Source organism: Exiguobacterium sp. s121 (assembly GCF_018617245.1).
Lineage (GTDB): Bacteria > Bacillota > Bacilli > Exiguobacteriales > Exiguobacteriaceae > Exiguobacterium > Exiguobacterium profundum.
In genome coordinates this window covers 1,531,869-1,548,307 of record NZ_JACSJV010000001.1, presented here as the reverse complement: position 1 = coordinate 1,548,307, position 16,439 = coordinate 1,531,869, and the positions used below count along the sequence as shown (strand labels likewise).

19 protein-coding genes and 1 pseudogene are annotated in these 16,439 nt (G+C 47.0%); all 20 read left to right on the top strand.

Annotated elements, in window-relative coordinates:
* Nucleotides 1-18 precede the first annotated feature (18 nt).
* The 20 genes and pseudogenes from fliF (at nt 19) to flhA (ending at nt 16,438) form a co-directional block, all read left to right on the top strand.
* Nucleotides 19-1,590: a flagellar basal-body MS-ring/collar protein FliF gene (gene fliF, locus KOG47_RS07970; RefSeq protein WP_215244046.1), complete on the top strand. Its 1,572-nt coding sequence runs from the start codon at nt 19-21 to the stop codon at nt 1,588-1,590.
* A gap of 44 nt (nt 1,591-1,634) precedes the next feature.
* Nucleotides 1,635-2,602, top strand: a pseudogene (fliG, locus tag KOG47_RS07965) (flagellar motor switch protein FliG).
* Nucleotides 2,586-3,311, top strand: coding sequence for a FliH/SctL family protein (locus KOG47_RS07960; RefSeq protein ID WP_159562088.1), 726 nt, complete (start codon nt 2,586-2,588; stop codon nt 3,309-3,311). Before fliG ends, KOG47_RS07960 begins: the two are co-directional and overlap by 17 nt.
* Entirely contained in the window at nt 3,298-4,617 is a 1,320-nt protein-coding gene (gene fliI / locus KOG47_RS07955; protein ID WP_159562089.1) for a flagellar protein export ATPase FliI, read from the top strand. The genes KOG47_RS07960 and fliI overlap by 14 nt, the downstream gene beginning before the upstream one ends.
* Nucleotides 4,614-5,048 (top strand): flagellar FliJ family protein, encoded by a 435-nt coding sequence (locus KOG47_RS07950; RefSeq protein ID WP_159562090.1) that lies wholly within the window; start codon nt 4,614-4,616, stop codon nt 5,046-5,048. The genes fliI and KOG47_RS07950 overlap by 4 nt, the downstream gene beginning before the upstream one ends.
* Before the next feature lies 1 nt (nt 5,049).
* The gene (locus tag KOG47_RS07945; RefSeq protein WP_215244045.1) at nt 5,050-5,616 is read left to right on the top strand and encodes a MotE family protein; all 567 of its coding nucleotides are present in this window, start codon (nt 5,050-5,052) and stop codon (nt 5,614-5,616) included.
* Between the two features lie 22 nt (nt 5,617-5,638).
* Nucleotides 5,639-6,727 (top strand): flagellar hook-length control protein FliK, encoded by a 1,089-nt coding sequence (locus tag KOG47_RS07940; protein ID WP_215244044.1) that lies wholly within the window; start codon nt 5,639-5,641, stop codon nt 6,725-6,727.
* Complete coding sequence (locus KOG47_RS07935; RefSeq protein WP_214782949.1) at nt 6,699-7,127, top strand: flagellar hook capping FlgD N-terminal domain-containing protein; 429 nt, start codon at nt 6,699-6,701, stop codon at nt 7,125-7,127. The genes KOG47_RS07940 and KOG47_RS07935 overlap by 29 nt, the downstream gene beginning before the upstream one ends.
* A gap of 18 nt (nt 7,128-7,145) precedes the next feature.
* Nucleotides 7,146-7,940, top strand: coding sequence for a flagellar basal body rod protein FlgG (gene flgG / locus KOG47_RS07930; protein WP_214691055.1), 795 nt, complete (start codon nt 7,146-7,148; stop codon nt 7,938-7,940).
* A complete protein-coding gene (locus tag KOG47_RS07925; RefSeq protein ID WP_031421671.1) occupies nt 7,940-8,158 on the top strand; it encodes a flagellar FlbD family protein in 219 nt (72 codons plus the stop codon). Before flgG ends, KOG47_RS07925 begins: the two co-directional genes overlap by 1 nt.
* Nucleotides 8,151-8,603, top strand: coding sequence for a flagellar basal body-associated FliL family protein (locus KOG47_RS07920; protein ID WP_015881397.1), 453 nt, complete (start codon nt 8,151-8,153; stop codon nt 8,601-8,603). Before KOG47_RS07925 ends, KOG47_RS07920 begins: the two co-directional genes overlap by 8 nt.
* 9 nt (nt 8,604-8,612) lie before the next feature.
* Nucleotides 8,613-9,602 carry a flagellar motor switch protein FliM gene (gene fliM, locus KOG47_RS07915; RefSeq protein ID WP_159562093.1) on the top strand — a complete coding sequence of 330 codons (990 nt, stop codon included), beginning with the start codon at nt 8,613-8,615 and terminating at the stop codon, nt 9,600-9,602.
* Nucleotides 9,599-10,729 (top strand): flagellar motor switch phosphatase FliY, encoded by a 1,131-nt coding sequence (gene fliY / locus KOG47_RS07910; protein ID WP_159562094.1) that lies wholly within the window; start codon nt 9,599-9,601, stop codon nt 10,727-10,729. Before fliM ends, fliY begins: the two co-directional genes overlap by 4 nt.
* Before the next feature lie 13 nt (nt 10,730-10,742).
* Entirely contained in the window at nt 10,743-11,108 is a 366-nt protein-coding gene (locus tag KOG47_RS07905; RefSeq protein ID WP_015881400.1) for a response regulator, read from the top strand.
* Nucleotides 11,105-11,599, top strand: a complete 495-nt coding sequence (locus KOG47_RS07900) for a flagellar biosynthetic protein FliO (protein WP_074037238.1) — start codon at nt 11,105-11,107, stop codon at nt 11,597-11,599. The genes KOG47_RS07905 and KOG47_RS07900 overlap by 4 nt, the downstream gene beginning before the upstream one ends.
* Nucleotides 11,596-12,261, top strand: a complete 666-nt coding sequence (gene fliP / locus KOG47_RS07895; RefSeq protein WP_074037237.1) for a flagellar type III secretion system pore protein FliP — start codon at nt 11,596-11,598, stop codon at nt 12,259-12,261. The genes KOG47_RS07900 and fliP overlap by 4 nt, the downstream gene beginning before the upstream one ends.
* Nucleotides 12,262-12,272: 11 nt before the next feature.
* Nucleotides 12,273-12,545 carry a flagellar biosynthesis protein FliQ gene (gene fliQ, locus KOG47_RS07890; RefSeq protein ID WP_015881403.1) on the top strand — a complete coding sequence of 91 codons (273 nt, stop codon included), beginning with the start codon at nt 12,273-12,275 and terminating at the stop codon, nt 12,543-12,545.
* A complete protein-coding gene (fliR, locus tag KOG47_RS07885; protein ID WP_074037236.1) occupies nt 12,542-13,312 on the top strand; it encodes a flagellar biosynthetic protein FliR in 771 nt (256 codons plus the stop codon). Before fliQ ends, fliR begins: the two co-directional genes overlap by 4 nt.
* Nucleotides 13,309-14,403 carry a flagellar biosynthesis protein FlhB gene (gene flhB / locus KOG47_RS07880; RefSeq protein ID WP_159562095.1) on the top strand — a complete coding sequence of 365 codons (1,095 nt, stop codon included), beginning with the start codon at nt 13,309-13,311 and terminating at the stop codon, nt 14,401-14,403. The genes fliR and flhB overlap by 4 nt, the downstream gene beginning before the upstream one ends.
* A 13-nt stretch (nt 14,404-14,416) precedes the next feature.
* Nucleotides 14,417-16,438 (top strand): flagellar biosynthesis protein FlhA, encoded by a 2,022-nt coding sequence (gene flhA, locus KOG47_RS07875; protein ID WP_159562096.1) that lies wholly within the window; start codon nt 14,417-14,419, stop codon nt 16,436-16,438.
* Nucleotide 16,439 lies beyond the last annotated feature (1 nt).

The window sequence follows — 16,439 nt, the reverse complement described above, 5'->3', positions numbered from 1 at the left end:
AGAGGATGACAAGTTGCGATGAATGAACAATTAAAAGAACGATTCAAATCCATGACCGGTGCATTAAAGGCGATGCCAGCGAAACGTAAACTCGTATGGGGCATCTCGATCGCGGTCATACTAATCGCGGCCCTCGTACTCACATTCTTCCTTTCAAGGCCAAACATGGCACCTCTCTATACAAACTTGTCTGCTCAAGAAGCGGGCGAAGTGACAGAGAAGTTGACAGCAGACGGGGTACAGTCGGAAATCAAGGCGACTTCGAACGGTGTGAGCGTGTATGTGCCGACTGAAATGGTCGATCAGTTGAAAGTGAGTTTGGCTGCTGCCGGAATTCCAAAGTCCGGCTCGATTGATTATAGTTTCTTCAGCGAAAACGCAGGGTTCGGAACGACAGACCGTGAGATGGCTGTCATCGAACGTAGTGCGATGCAGACGGAGCTAGAGCGACTCATCACACAGATTGAAGGAATCAATCAAGCGAAAGTAATCATCTCACTTCCTGAGAAGTCTGTCTTCTTGGCAGAAGATCAAGGTGAGCCTACCGCGTCCATCGTCTTGAACATCGGAGCGGGGACGAATTTAGAACCAAACACAGTAAAAGGTCTCTATCATTTGATTAGTAAGAGTGTCCCGAACTTGAAACCGGAAAACATTTCAATTATGGACCAATACTTCACGTATTATGATCTCGACCAGACCGTTGTTGCTGGAGGTTCCTCGTCAGATCCATTGGCGTTGAAGCGACAAGTCGAAAAAGACGTACGTCAACAAATCCAACAGATGCTATCGGTTCTACTCGGCGAACGGAGCGTACTCGTTTCCGTCACAGCAGACATCGACACGACACAAACGGCTGAAGAACAGAATCTTGTCACGCTGGTCGATGAAGAAAACATGGAAGGCATCGTCACGTCTGCCGAGCGGATTGCTGAAGCATACACTGGCGGAACAGGTACGGCGACAGAAGCGACGGGAACTGGTGAGAACGACACAATCAACTTCCCGGCAGCGACTGGCGATGGCACAGAAGAAAGTGAAAAGAATCATGAAATCATCAATTACGAGGTCAACCGCATCACGAAGCAGATTCAAAACGCACCATATACGATTCGTGACCTCGGAGTCCAGCTCATCGTTGAACCACCAGATGGCGCAACAAGTATCGATCCGCAGTTAGAAGGCGACCTCGAGACGATGATGTATTCCATTATTCGGACGTCGTTAGCGAAGACGGATGAAGCCATCACGGATGCTGAACTCGAACAGAAAGTTGTCGTCGTGTCGAGACCGTTCGCTGAAGTGGAAGAGGTTGCAGCAACAGAGCAACCGACACCTTGGTGGATGTATGCGGCAGCGGCGGGTGCAGTCGTAATTCTTGCCTTGATCTTCTTCGCGATGCGTAGACGGAAGCAAGAGGTTGTGGAAGAGACGAACGAATGGGAAGTTCCATATGAAGATGAAGTACCTGACCTAGACCTCGAAGAGCGAGGCGAAGGTGCAGTGAAGAAGAAACAGTTAGAAAAATTAGCTGAAAGTAATCCAGAAGAGTTTGCTAAACTGCTTCGTACTTGGATGTCTGAGGAGTGAGTAACGTGAACTATGCAAAACAATCGAATCGCGAAAAAGCAGCGATGCTCATGATTTCCCTGGGACCTGAAGTGGCAGCGAACGTCTACAAACATCTTTCAGAAGAAGAGATGGAACAACTGACGCTTCAAATTTCAGCGTTAAAAAAGTGTCCCCGGAAGAAAAGGATAGTATTCTCGGTGAGTTCCATGAACTCGCCATGGCACAAAGTTATATCACTCAGGGTGGAATCGGGTTTGCGAAAACTGTCCTTGAAAAAGCAGTTGGTGAAGACAAGGCGATGGCATTGATTCATCGTCTGACTTCCACCTTACAGGTCAGACCGTTCGAGTTTGCACGAAAAGCAGACCCGAAACAGTTATTGAACTTTATCCAAAACGAGCACCCACAGACGATTGCGTTAATCTTAGCGCATTTAGAACCCGTCAAGTCAGGGCAAATCCTCTCGGAACTTCCACCTGAGATTCAATCGGAAGTCGCAAAACGGATTGCGACGATGGATCGACTCAATCCAGACGTCATCCATGAAGTGGAACAAATCCTTGAGAAGAACTTGTCGCAGACGGATATGCAAGATTATGCCCAATCTGGTGGAATCGAAGCAGTCGTCGAAGTCTTGAACGGTGTAGACCGGACGACCGAACGTACCATTCTCGATGCGCTCGAAATCGAAGACCCGGAACTTGCAGAAGAAATCAAAAAGCGGATGTTCGTCTTCGAAGATATCGTTACGCTCGATTCTCGTGCGATTCAACGAATCATTCGCGAAGTGGCGAACGACGACTTGTTACTTGCGCTCAAGGTCTCTTCGGAGGAAGTCAAACAAATTATCTTCAAAAACATGTCACAACGTATGGTCGAAACGTTCAAAGAAGATATGGAATTCATGGGACCGGTACGGTTGCGTGACGTCGAAGAGGCACAGAGCCGAATCGTCGGAATCATTCGTCGCCTAGAGGACGTCGGTGAGATTGTAATCAGTCGAGGTGGAGGAGATGACATCGTTGTCTAATGTGATCAAACGCCAACGTGCAACATCGAATATTCCGCAACGGATTGAATCCAAGCGCTTAGAAACACCCATTATAGAACCGAATGACGGAATCAATCATCACGATGTCATTCAGTCGCGCTATGAGAAGTTGAAGCAGGACGAAGAAGCATTTCAACAGTTTCAGTTGACCGAAGTCGAACAGTTGGAGCGGTTGAAACAACAGGTGTTCGAGGAGGCGCGTTCAGAAGGGTATCAGGAAGGTCTCCTTCAAGGTAGACAGGACGGATTGGCTGAGTTCGAGGACATCACCACAAGATTAAATTCCGTTTCGACCGAACTTGAACTCTTATTTGAAGAAAAATGGAGACAAGCGGAAGAACAACTCATTGAGCTGGCAATCTCGGTCAGTGCACATGTGACAACGGAACTTGTTCGGAAAGATGAAGAACTCTTTGCGACGATGATCCGTGATCAAATGTCACATTGGATCGATGCCGAAGCAATCACAATCTTTGTTCATCCGACACGTCTTGCCTCGATTCAGCAATTCGAAGCGATGTGGCGGACAGAAGAGACACCCCCTTTGAAATATCGTGGGGACGGATCATTGGATGAAACGGCAGTCCGAATCGAGTCGCCACATCGTGGGAATGAAGTCGATTTAACGTATAGTTTCGAACGGATTCAAGCTAAAATCGAGGAGGTTTTAGCGGATGGTGCTTATTGAGCAGGTTCTTGACTCAATCAAGCAGTCTTCGGACGGCGAGTTCACACGAAAAATCGGTCGAGTTTGCCGTGTCATCGGATTGATGATTGAGTCGAATGGGCCGAGTGCATTTGTCGGAGAACGCTGTTTGATTGTCCTTCCGTCGAATGAAACGGTTGAAGCAGAGGTTGTCGGATTCAATGAAGAGCGTGTTCTGCTCATGCCATACGGTGAAACTACGCAAATTGCGCCAGGGTGTCTTGTAAAGGGAACGGGAAAAATGCTTCAAGTTCCTGTAGGGGAAGAGTTGATTGGTCAAGTGCTCGATGGTTTGGGACGTCCACTTTCAGGTGAGCGTCTTGTGACCGGTAAGCGTTACGACGTTCAACGTAAACCTCCGAATCCTTTGAATCGACCAAGGATTTTAGATGCGCTGTCGACCGGTGTACGCATGATTGATGGACTGTTGACTGTAGGAAAAGGACAACGGGTCGGTTTGTTTGCTGGTTCCGGTGTAGGGAAGTCGACCTTGCTCGGGATGATTGCCAAACGATCTTCGGCAGATATTAACGTCATCGCCTTGATTGGAGAACGGGGTCGGGAAGTAAAAGAGTTCATCGAAAAAGAACTCGGACCAGAAGGCATGGCTCGTTCCGTCGTGATTGTAGCGACAAGCGACCAACCCCCGCTTGTCCGGTTGAAGGGAGCTTACACGGCGACCGCGATTGCCGAGTACTTCCGGGACCAAGGGAAAGAAGTGGTCTTGATGATGGACTCGGTGACACGTTTTGCGATGGCACAGCGTGAGATTGGTCTTGCGACGGGCGAACCCCCAACATCGAAAGGGTACACCCCATCCGTATTCGCCATGTTACCTCAACTATTAGAGCGAAGTGGAACAGCGGCGACAGGTTCAATCACTGCATTCTATACGGTCCTCGTCGACGGGGATGATATGAATGAACCGATTGCCGACGCGGTGCGGGGGATTTTAGACGGACACTTTGTGATGGACCGGGCGCTCGCAAACCGTGGGCAATTCCCGGCAATCCATGTACTAAAATCCATCAGTCGGGTCATGAACCAAATCGCTTCCCCTTCACACAGAGATGCAGCTCAAACGTTCCGCAGTTGGCTCGCGACCTATATTGACGCGGAAGATTTAATCAATATCGGAGCGTATAAAAAAGGCACCAATCCTTCAATTGATACCGCTGTGGAGAAATATCCATACTTGTTGACGTTTTTGAAACAATCGATCGAAGAAGATGCTGCTTTCGAACAGACGATGACCCACTTGTCACATATTGCACGAGGTGAATCATGAATAGACTCATATTAGAACGAATCATGCCGATTGCGGAACATGAAAAAGAAGATGCCGCCATAGAAGTCAGAGGATTTAAGGCAAGACTTGAGACAGAGATGGAGAAGCTATATGACCTTCTTCTCATGTATGAGTCGCTCATCAAACACCAAGACGAACAATCTGGAAACATCGACCTTCTCATGTCGCAGTATCGAGAAAAGACGCGAGAGCAAGTGAAACGTCAAATCGAAACGCAACAGCTCGTCGTACAACAGGCCCGCAATCGCTATCATGCGTCGCAAGAACGATTGCTCGGTAAAGTGGTGGAAGAAAAGAAATACGTGACGCTCCATGAAAAGGTCAGCATGCAAGAGATGACGGTAGCTAAACTTACAGAGCAACAAATGATGGATGAACTTGCTGTGATTCATCATGGGAAAGGGAAGTAGCATGGCAAAAGAGAACAATAAACGAGGCAAGCAAATGATTGTGGCGTTGGTCCTCATTCCAGCAATCTTCATCTTAGTCGGTGGGATTGTCGTCATGAACTATGCGATGGACCGTCCGCTCTTATCCGTTCCCTTATTAGAAGTGAACGAGGACGAGAAAACGGAAGAATTAAAAAAAACGGAGACGCAGGTGAATGTGACGGGAATCGATTCGGACGCAGCGAACCGATTAAAAGCGGCGAACAGTGAGATTGAAAAACTTCGCAACGAAAATGTTGAATTGACGAACGAAGTAAAGGCTAGACAAGAAGAAATCACCGATTTGATTCGTGAACGAGATCGACTCGTCTCGGAACTAGAGACAGCGTCAAAAGAAGAGGAGACCTCATCTGATGTCGCCAGCGTTTATGAAGAAATGTCAGCCAAACAGGCGGCAGCTATTATGGGTGAACTCGAAAGCCCTCAAGTTGCTGAACTGTTGAAGGAGCTATCACCTAAGCAACAGGCAGACATCTTAGGACGAATGAATGCGCAACAGGCTGCGGTTGTGACGCAGCTTCTCCAATGAACACAAGAAGGGAGGGCCAACATTGAATATCGCTTTATTGACGCAAGCCATTCAAGGATCGATGGCTCGTACTGGAGCAGTGGAGGGAGAATCACAGGGAGCAGGTGGATTTTTAAGCCTCCTTTCTGCGATGCTTGCCCCAATGCAAGGCTCAGGGGAGCAGGCAGAACTTCCTCAACTTGAAGAAGGTGTGCTTCCTGAAGGATCAGTCGATTTGGAAAAAGTGGCACAGGAACTCGAAACATGGTTTCAAAAGCCTGATACATTGAAGTGGCTAAAATCACTGCCACAAGATGCGTATCGGACGTTTATGGATGCATATGTAAGTTTACTCGGTCAATTGTCTAATCCTTCGCCTGAGACTGAAATCCCGTCTTCGGTTTTACCGGCGATTGTACAGACGACGACTACGCCGAAAGTCCATACTACGAAGCAAACAGAGGGAAATGCTCAGACGACCAACATTGCACTAACTCAACAAGTTCCAAACCAAGAACTTGCCAAACAGGTTCAAACGATGCAACGGATCATCACACAGTATAAAGGACCAATCGAAGGTACATTGAAAGAAGTTCCCATCTTGCCAAATGTTGAAACCGTAAAAATCGCAAAACCTGCGCTACAGCCAAATAACGTAGACTGGATGCCGAAAGGGATGAACTGGTCAAGACCACAGATTGACGTGGACACGGTCATGTATGCTTCGAAAGGATCCCTTCCTGAAAATTTACAAGCTCGGATTGAAGCGGCTTTGCAAAAGGCACCGTTCAAAAGTGGGGCAGATGGTTCAAAAGTCTTCACTGTAAGATTGTATCCGGAGCAGTTAGGGGAACTCGTCGTCAAGCTAGAGCGGAAGAATGGAGAACTTGTCGTCAAGATGTTTGCCAGCAATCAAGAGGCGAAGCAACTGATCCAGTCACAGGTTCAACAGTTGCAACAAACGTTGACACCCCATTCGCAAAACGTTCGGGTCGAGGTCAACTTGACACAGCAAGCGCTCGATTCAAAATCAGCCTTGTCCGATGGTTCCGAGCAACCGGAACAAGAACAACCACAAGAACAGCCTAAAGGAGGGTCTGAAGATGACGAGCATCCAACCGAAGACGAATGATTATACATTGCCAGATCAGTCGCTCCCAAAAGCGACAAATCAATACGATAAAGACATGTTTATGAAGTTGCTTCTCGCTCAAATCGCGAACCAGGACCCGATGTCGCCGATGGAAGATAAAGAGTTCATCGCACAGATGGCGCAGTTCTCGTCTCTCGAGCAAATGCAAGCCATCTCAAAACAACTCGACTCGGTTCTCGTCGACCGTCACATGTCGTCGATTTCTGAATACAGTAGCATGATTGGGAAAACAATCAACTTTACAACCGAAACGAGTGAAGAGACGACGAAAGGCACAGGTCGTGTCGTTTCCATTTCTCGTAACGACTTAACCGGATATATGGCCGATCTTGAAGACGGAACATCCGTCAGCGTGTACGATATCACATCGATCAAATAAGCATAGGAGGAATGCATTATGTTAAGAGCAATGTACTCAGGAATCAGTGGATTGAAGAACTTCCAATCGAAGCTAGACGTCGTCGGGAACAACATCGCCAACGTCAACACGTTCGGTTATAAAAAAGGTCGCGTTACCTTTAAAGATCTCGTTAGCCAGCAAGTCGGAAGTGCGTCAGGTGGGAACGGGACAACAGCCGGTGGAGTCAACCCGAAAGAAGTCGGTCTCGGGGGAACGATGGCTACGGTCGATAACGTATACAACCAAGGAGCGATGCAAAACACGGGACGTGCCCTTGACGTCGGGATTTCAGGTGAAGGGTTCTTCGCAATTAATGTGAACGGGCAAACACAATATACACGTGCCGGTAACTTCTATACTGATAATGCTGGAGATATCGTTAACGGTGATGGAGCATATGTCCTTAGTACAACAAATACAAAAATCACTGTTCCGGCCGGTGCTAAATCTCTTTCAATTGGTAAAGATGGACAAGTCAGTTATGTAAATGCTGCAGGGGCTTCTGTGAACTTGGGTCAAATTCAAGTCGTTACATTTGCTAACAACGCAGGTCTGTCTAAGGTTGGTGCAAACAACTATATTCAATCTCAAAACTCTGGCGCACCGAATCCAGGTGTACCGGGAGTCGCTGGTCGTGGAGAACTTGTCTCAGGCGCACTCGAAATGTCAAACGTTGACCTTTCAGAAGAGTTCACAGAAATGATCGTGGCACAGCGTGGATTCCAGGCGAACACACGCATTATCACAACATCGGACGAGATCCTTCAAGAGCTCGTCAACTTGAAACGCTGATGATTCGTGTCACGGCATTTCGCGGTGAGGAGTTCGTGCTGAACGCTTTGCTCATCGAAACGGTGAAGGCAGAGCCCGACACGATCATCCAATTGTTTAATGGCAAAACGTATCTCGTAAAAGAAACGAAAGATCAAATCATTGAACGAACTGAAGCCTTTTACCGCTCAATCGGTTTAGTCGGAACGATGTTCACAAGAGGTGAAGAAGATGAGTGAAGAAGAAAAGAAAAAAGGTGGCGGCCTAAAAGTCGTAATCATCCTGCTTGTCGTCCTGCTCGTCATGGGCGGTGCCGGATTCATGACTTACAAATATGTCTTTGGTGATAACGTCACTGCTAAAACGAAACCTGTCACAGCTGAAGAGTTGGCAGAACGGAGTTTCATGACTGATGACATGACGACCAACATTCAAGACGAGCGTTTCATTAACGTTCAATTTACGATTGTCACAGATTCGGCTGAAACGAAAGAGAATTTAGAACTACGCAAGTTCCAAGTTCACAACGTCATTTTGGGTGATTTATCCGGGATGACGAAAGCCCAATTGGCAACAAAAGAAGATATGCAAAAGTTCGAACAAACATTACGAGAACAACTTAACGGACTGCTTGAAGAAGGTGAAGTCCAACGCGTCTATATGACGAAGAAAATTATTCAGTGAGGTGGCATCATGGGAGAAGTACTGTCTCAACAAGAAATTGATGCCTTACTATCTGCTTTAAGCAGTGGGGATGTCGAAGCGGACTCCTTTCTCGCGCAAGAGGAAGAGAAGAAAGTTCGACAATACGACTTCAAGCGAGCCGTTCGATTTTCAAAAGACCAAATTCGCAGCTTAACTCGGATTCACGAACATTTCACGCGTATGCTCACGACATTTTTTTCGGCTCAACTTCGCACATATGTTCAGTTTTCGGTCAACTCGGTCGAACAATTACCGTACGATGAATTCATTCATTCCATTCCGAGCATGACGATGATCAACTTGATTGAGGCGCCACCGTTAAACGGACGATTCATCATCGAAGTCAATCCGAACATCTCATACGCGATGCTAGACCGGTTACTCGGAGGTCCTGGTGTCGAGATGGATAAAATCGAATCGTTCACCGAAATTGAGATGCGGATTTTGACGCAATTGTACAAACGAGCCTTTTCGACTTATGGAGATGCTTGGGAATCGATTGCTGAGATTAAAGCAGAAATGTCAGCTGTTGAAGTGAATCCGCAGTTCCTGCAACTCGTTTCACCAAACGAAACGGTCGTCTTGATTTCGATTGGTGTGACGATTGGTGAAGTGAGCGGAACCATCAACGTTTGTCTTCCATTCGTGACAATCGAACCGGTATTGTCCAAACTATCGAGTCATTATTGGATGCAAGAAGCGAATCGACGGAATGCAAGTCAATCGAGTAAAGAGCCACTTAAAGCTCAATTGATGAACTCGACAGTCGAAGTTGTATCCTTACTCGGTGGGACGACAATCACGTTTGGAGATTTGTTGCATCTAGAAGTCGGAGATTGTTTGGCACTCGATCAATTAGCAAAAGAACCTCTGTCCGTCATGGTGGGGGAAAATAAAGTATTTAAAGGGCAAGTCGGTGTGAGCGGGAAGCGAATGGCGGTTCAAGTGCTTCACCGTGTGAAGGAGGAAGAGCAATGAGTGAGATGCTGTCACAAGATGAAATTGATGCGTTATTACGTGGGACAAGCGACAATACGCCGACGCCAGAAGTCGAAGCAAAAGAAGAACATTTAGATTCGATGGAGAGCGACGCACTCGGAGAAATTGGGAATATTTCATTCGGGAACTCGGCAACAGCCTTGTCAACATTATTACAACAGAAGGTTGAAATTACGACACCGGTTGTCAGTGAAGTGAGAATTGAAGCGTTACGCGAACGCTATCCCACTCCTCACGTGGCACTTCGAGTTGGCTATACAGAAGGAATCCAAGGGGAAAACGTTCTCGTATTGACTCGCGAAGATGCGGCAATCATCTCCGACCTCATGTTAGGTGGAAGTGGAGAGAATGTTGATCCGGAGAGCCTTGATGAGATTCGTTTATCAGCTGTTCAAGAAGCGATGAATCAAATGATGGGTGCGGCAGCAACGTCTTTATCGACGGTATTTTCGAAGAAAATTGACATCTCGCCACCGCTTGTCGAAGTGTTTGATGCAACAAAAAATCAGACAATCATCGATCGCCTTGAACTATGGGAGACGATGGTACTCATTGAGTTCAATCTCAAAGTAGGCACGTTGATTGATTCAACGATTGTCCAGATTGCACCAATTCAGTTTGGAAAGCAGTTAGTCGACGAGTTGATGAAAGCGACTGGAGAGGTCCAAGCGGCATCAGAACCGGTAAAAGAGCAGCCGAAAGCGGAAGCACCGAAACCACAGCCGCAAGCACAACAACCAGCACAGTCCGTTGCCCCACAACCAAACAAGCAAAAATCTATGCCGGAAGTAGCTGTGAGCCAGGCGGAATTCATGCCACTCCAATCACCGGCGTCACAAGAAACGGCCCCAGCAAATCTTGGGTTGCTGTATGATGTCCCGTTAAACGTGACAGTAGAGTTAGGAAGAACGAAAAAATCCGTTCGGGAAGTACTTGAGTTATCACAAGGCTCCATCATTGAACTCGACAAATTAGCAGGTGAGCCGGTAGACATTTATGTCAACCAACAGCGAATCGCTAGAGGAGAAGTCGTCGTCATTGAAGAAAACTTTGGGGTACGTGTAACAGAAATTATTCAACCGCATGAGCGGATCGGAATCGTTTAAGGAGGAATTTAGAATGAGTGCAAAAGTATTAGTAGTAGATGACGCAGCGTTCATGCGTATGATGATTAAGGACATTTTGACAAAGAACGGGTACGACGTAGTAGGTGAGGCGGAAAACGGAGCGGACGCTGTCGCGAAATATCGTGAACTCACACCGGATCTCGTCACACTTGACATCACGATGCCTGAGATGGATGGACTCGCAGCATTGAAAGAAATTCGTAGCTTCGACTCGAATGCGAAAATCATCATGTGTTCAGCGATGGGACAACAAGCGATGGTCATCGATGCCATTCAAGCTGGTGCAAAAGACTTTATCGTCAAGCCTTTCAATGCAGAGCGTGTCATCGAAGCAGTTTCTAAAACGGTCGCACAATGAAGAAATGGTGGTTGATTATTCTTCTCGTGGTTGGGCTCTTCGGTCCAACCACGGTTGAGGCCGCCACCGTAGACCAACAATTCGAGCAACAACAGACAGATGAACAGGAAAGTAACGTTCCAACGACAGCGTCAACCATTGGCAATGGCGTGAAAGTCGTGTTAAGTCTCGTGGTCGTGGTCGGCGGATTTATCGTTTTGATGCGTTGGCTCGGTTCCAAAACACAAGGCGTGAAAGCGACTCAACATATGAAACATCTCGGAGGCGTCCCTCTTGGGAAAGACCGCTCTGTTCAGCTCGTGAAGCTCGGTGACCAGGTATATGTACTCGGTGTCGGCGATTCGATTCAACTGATCGATCGACTTGATGCGGACACGATGGAGGAAGAGCAAACGGAAACCTTGTCACTCCGAACGTCAAATTCGAATGCATTTTTAGACACCTTTAAGAAACAACTCGCTCAGCTAGAAGAAGTGAGGAAGAAATCATGACAACGTTTGAGCAATTGATCAATTTAGAAACACCGGACAGTACATCGACATCCATCAAGCTATTGATTTTGTTAACATTGCTGACGCTCGCACCATCCTTTTTAATCTTGATGACTTGCTTTACCCGTGTCGTGGTCGTCTTGTCATTCATTCGACCGGCGCTCGGTACACAGCAAACGCCACCGAACCAATTGATTGTCGGATTGGCACTGTTCATCACACTGTTCGTCATGTCTCCAGTTCTCTCTGACTTAAATGAGAACGCATTAAAACCATACCTCGATGACAAGATCTCACAAAATGAGGCGTTCGATGAGGCAAGTGGGACGATGAAAGAGTTCATGTCGAAATATACAAGACAAGAAGATTTACAACTGTTCTTAAAGTATGGGAATTACGAGCAGCCGGAGACACTCGATGATGTACCTCTCCTCGCTTTGGTTCCTGCTTATGCGATCAGTGAGTTGAAGACCGCTTTCCAAATCGGCTTCATGATTTTCTTACCGTTTTTAATCATTGATATGGTAGTCGCAAGTGTCCTCATGTCGATGGGGATGATGATGCTTCCTCCAGTCATGATTGCACTGCCGTTTAAATTATTATTGTTTGTATTGGTCGATGGCTGGCACTTGATTGTGGAATCATTGCTTAGAAGTATGTAGGGGGAACGGACATGACACAAGAAATGGTCATCTATTTGGCGACAGAGAGTGTGTGGACCTTATTAAAAATATCAATGCCACTTCTACTCATCTCACTGATCGTCGGTCTCGTGATCTCGATTTTACAGGCCACGACTCAAATTCAAGAACAAACGTTATCGTTCGTTCCGAAAATTATCTCGGTCTTCATCGGTCTCGTCATTTTTGGACCGTGGATGCTTCAACAGATTGAAGGGTTCACGCGTTTGATTTTTGAGTTGATGGTCGAGGTTGCTTCGAAATGAATGCAGTCGACTTCATCAGTATGTATGGATTAACGTTCGCGCGACTGTCTGGCTTTTTTGTCAGTGTCCCGTTGTTCTCGACGAGACAATTACCGGTCATGCACCGCGTCGCGTTCAGTGCGTTTTTAGCATACTATGCAATGTTCACATTGACCGAGCCAATTCAAATGACCAATGCGTTTGTCCTGCAAGTCGTCTATGAAGTCATGATCGGACTTTTACTCGGACTGTTGATCAACATCCTATTTTTTGCACCGCAAATTGCCGGTGGGGTCATCGATTTACAGCTCGGATTAGCGATGGCATCCGCATATGATCCGATGTTTGGCGGTCAATCACCATTGATTGGACGATTTTATTATATTTTTACGCTATTCATTTTGTTGACGAGCAACCTGCATCTTCTGCTGATTGACGGCATTTATTATAGCTTTCAAATCTATCCGCCTGGCCAACCGATGATCAACTTTACTGAAGCTTCATTGATGATGGCTGTAAAAGTCGTCACGATGACAATGATGGTCGCGTTGCAATTAGCGTTGCCGATGATGGCTTCCTTACTGCTTGTGGACTTAGCTCTCGGTTTTTTAGCGAAGTCAGCACCGCAATTCAATATCTTTGCCATCGGATTTTCATTTAAACTTATCGCTGGTTTTGCCGTCATGGTTTTATTGATGGGACTGACATTGACAGGAATCAGCCAGTTCATCCCGCTATTACAAGAAGTGATGCACGACTTTATGCTCATATTAGGAGACGCCTCATGAAGAAGCCTCTATATCCTTTATCGGTCAATCTACAGTTTTTTGCAGGTGAAAAGACAGAAAAAGCGACGCCACGTAAACGGGAAGACTCCCGAAAGAAGGGGCAGGTCGCCAAGTCAGCCGATTTGACTGGAGCGTTCGCACTTTTTGCGATGTTTCTTATGTTATCTTTTTTCGGTCCCGTGATTGGGCAGCAATTGCTTTCTTTAATCAGCGATTTACTCAGCCCAGAGTATTTATTGTTTAACGTGACGGGCGGCATGTCGGATATGGTCGTCGACTTAATGCTCCGTGTCGGTTTGATTTTGGCTCCGTTCTTTATCGTCGCCGTCGTGTTTGGGATTCTCATCAATTACCTACAAATCGGAACGTTATTTTCTTTAGAAGCCATTCAACCAAAGCTTGAGCGGATCGACCCAATCAAGGGGGTCAAACGCATCGTCAGTATGAAAGCGGTCGTCGAATTTTTAAAGTCCTTATTCAAATTGTTAATCATCCTGACAACCGCTGTCGCTGTCCTTTGGAAAAATCAGAAAGAACTGTCTCGGATGGCCGTCGAACAAGTTCGTGAATCGATTGTCGCACTCGCGAGTATCACAATCGAACTTGGTCTTTGGGTAAGTGTCGCCTTGCTCGCACTTGCACTACTCGATTTATTCTACCAACGATTTGATTTTGAGAAATCGATCCGAATGTCTAAGCAAGATATAAAAGATGAGTACAAAAATACTGAAGGTGACCCACTCATCAAATCTAAAATCAAACAGCAACAACGGGAAATGGCGATGCGACGGATGATGCAAGAGATACCGAATGCCGATGTCGTCATCACGAACCCGACCCATTACGCGGTCGTCATTCGATATGATGACACGAAAGATTTTGCGCCGCTCGTGGTCGCCAAAGGGGTCGACCGGGTCGCCTTTCATATTCGAGATGTCGCAAAAGAACATGACGTGGCCATTGTTGAAAATAAACCACTCGCGCGAGCGCTCTATGCGCAAATCGACATCGGTGAAGTGGTAGACGAATCGTTTTATCAAGCCATTGCGGAAGTACTGGCATTCGTCTATCAAATGAAGCAACCGTCTTGAGGAGGAGTATGTGTTGGCAGTAAAAGCGAAAGACTTTGCAATTTTGATTGGTGTGTTGATGATTGTCATCATGCTGATCATCCCGCTACCGGGGTTTTTATTAGACTTTTTAATCATCGTAAATATTTTGATTGCCATCATGATTCTACTTGTGGCGATGAATGCCCGGGAAGCACTCGACTTCTCCGTATTCCCTTCTCTCTTATTGATTGTGACGTTGTTTCGTCTTGGTTTGAACGTATCGACGACCCGTTCGATTCTATCGAACGGTTATGGTGGGGAAGTCATTGCGACGTTCGGTGATTTCGTCATCGGCGGAAATGTCCTTGTCGGATTTGTCGTCTTTCTGATTCTTGTCATCATTCAATTCGTCGTCATCACGAAAGGAGCAGAGCGTGTATCGGAAGTATCTGCTCGCTTCACACTCGATGCGATGCCGGGGAAACAGATGGCCATCGATGCCGATTTGAACTCTGGTTTAATTGACGACAAAGAAGCCCAGATGCGTCGCCGTAAAATTCAAAGCGAGGCGGACTTCTATGGATCAATGGACGGGGCATCGAAGTTCGTTAAAGGAGATGCCATCGCTGGTATTATCATCGTTACGATCAACTTGATCTTCGGTATTATCATCGGTGTCGTTCAAATGGGATTACCAGTTGGAGAAGCGTTCCAAACGTTCTCACTCATGACAATCGGGGATGGCTTGGTCAGTCAAATCCCAGCACTTTTGATTTCGACCGCGACCGGGATCATCGTGACCCGCGCCGTCTCGGATGGAAACTTAGGGGAAGACGTAATCGACCAGCTCGGTCAAAACCCATCACTCCTTTATATCGCCGGGTCGATTGTCTTCATGCTTGGTTTTGTATCACCGCCCCTACTTCCTGTGACGATGATCATAGCCGGAACGGCATTCTTCGGCGCCTACACGATGCGTCGAAATATCCGTCAGGCAACGGAAGAGCCGATGCTCGAAGAGGAACCATCGACAGCGCCGACAGAATCAGTCGTCTCGCTGTTGCAGATTGACTCGATTGAATTTGAATTCGGATATGGCTTGATTCCGCTTGCAGATGAGTCTCAAGGCGGTGACTTGTTAGACCGCGTTGTCATGATTCGTCGTCAACTCGCACTCGAGCTTGGCTTCATCTTACCGACGGTCCGGATTCGCGATCACTTGCAGTTATCACCGAACGCGTACCGAATCAAAGTCAAAGGGAACGTCGTTGCAGAGGGAGAGCTATTGCTGGATCATTACTTGGCGATGAGCCCGGGCATCGAAGACCCTGAGGTATATGGAATTGAAACAACGGAACCAGCATTCGGTCTTCCTGCCCTTTGGATTGATGAAGAAACACGAACTCGGGCAGAAATGAGCGGGTATACCGTCGTTGATCCGCCTTCTGTTGTCGCGACTCACTTGACCGAGACGTTGAAGAAACATGCGGCAGATTTACTCGGTCGGGAAGAGACGAAACAACTCGTCGAGCACCTGAAAGAGACGCATCCGGTTCTCGTCGAGGACGTGACGCCGTCAGTCCTTTCGATTGGCGAAATTCAGAAAGTGTTACGCCACTTACTCCAAGAAAGTGTTTCCATTCGAAACTTGCCGCTTCTGTTCGAGACGATGGCAGACTACGGAAAAGTGACGAAAGATGCGGAAATCTTAGGAGAGTATTGCCGTCAAGGCTTGTCCCGTCAATTGACCGATCAAGTCAAACCACCTGAAGGTCCCCTTTACGTCGTGACACTCGGCGGACAGACGGAACAGACGGTGCAAGACGCGGTTCAGAAAACGGAGTTCGGGAACTATTTGGCGCTCGACCCAGAGCAAGCTCGAGAGATTATCGAGCGCACTGGCGAACAACTGTCGATGTTTGAACGATATGGGGCATCGGCTGTGATTTTATGTTCCCCAACGATTCGTCTGTTCGTTCGTCAATTACTCGAACGGTATTATCCAGATGTGCCGGTATTGGCTTATAACGAATTACTCAGTTCCGTCGAAGTGAAAAGTATTGGGGTGATTTAAC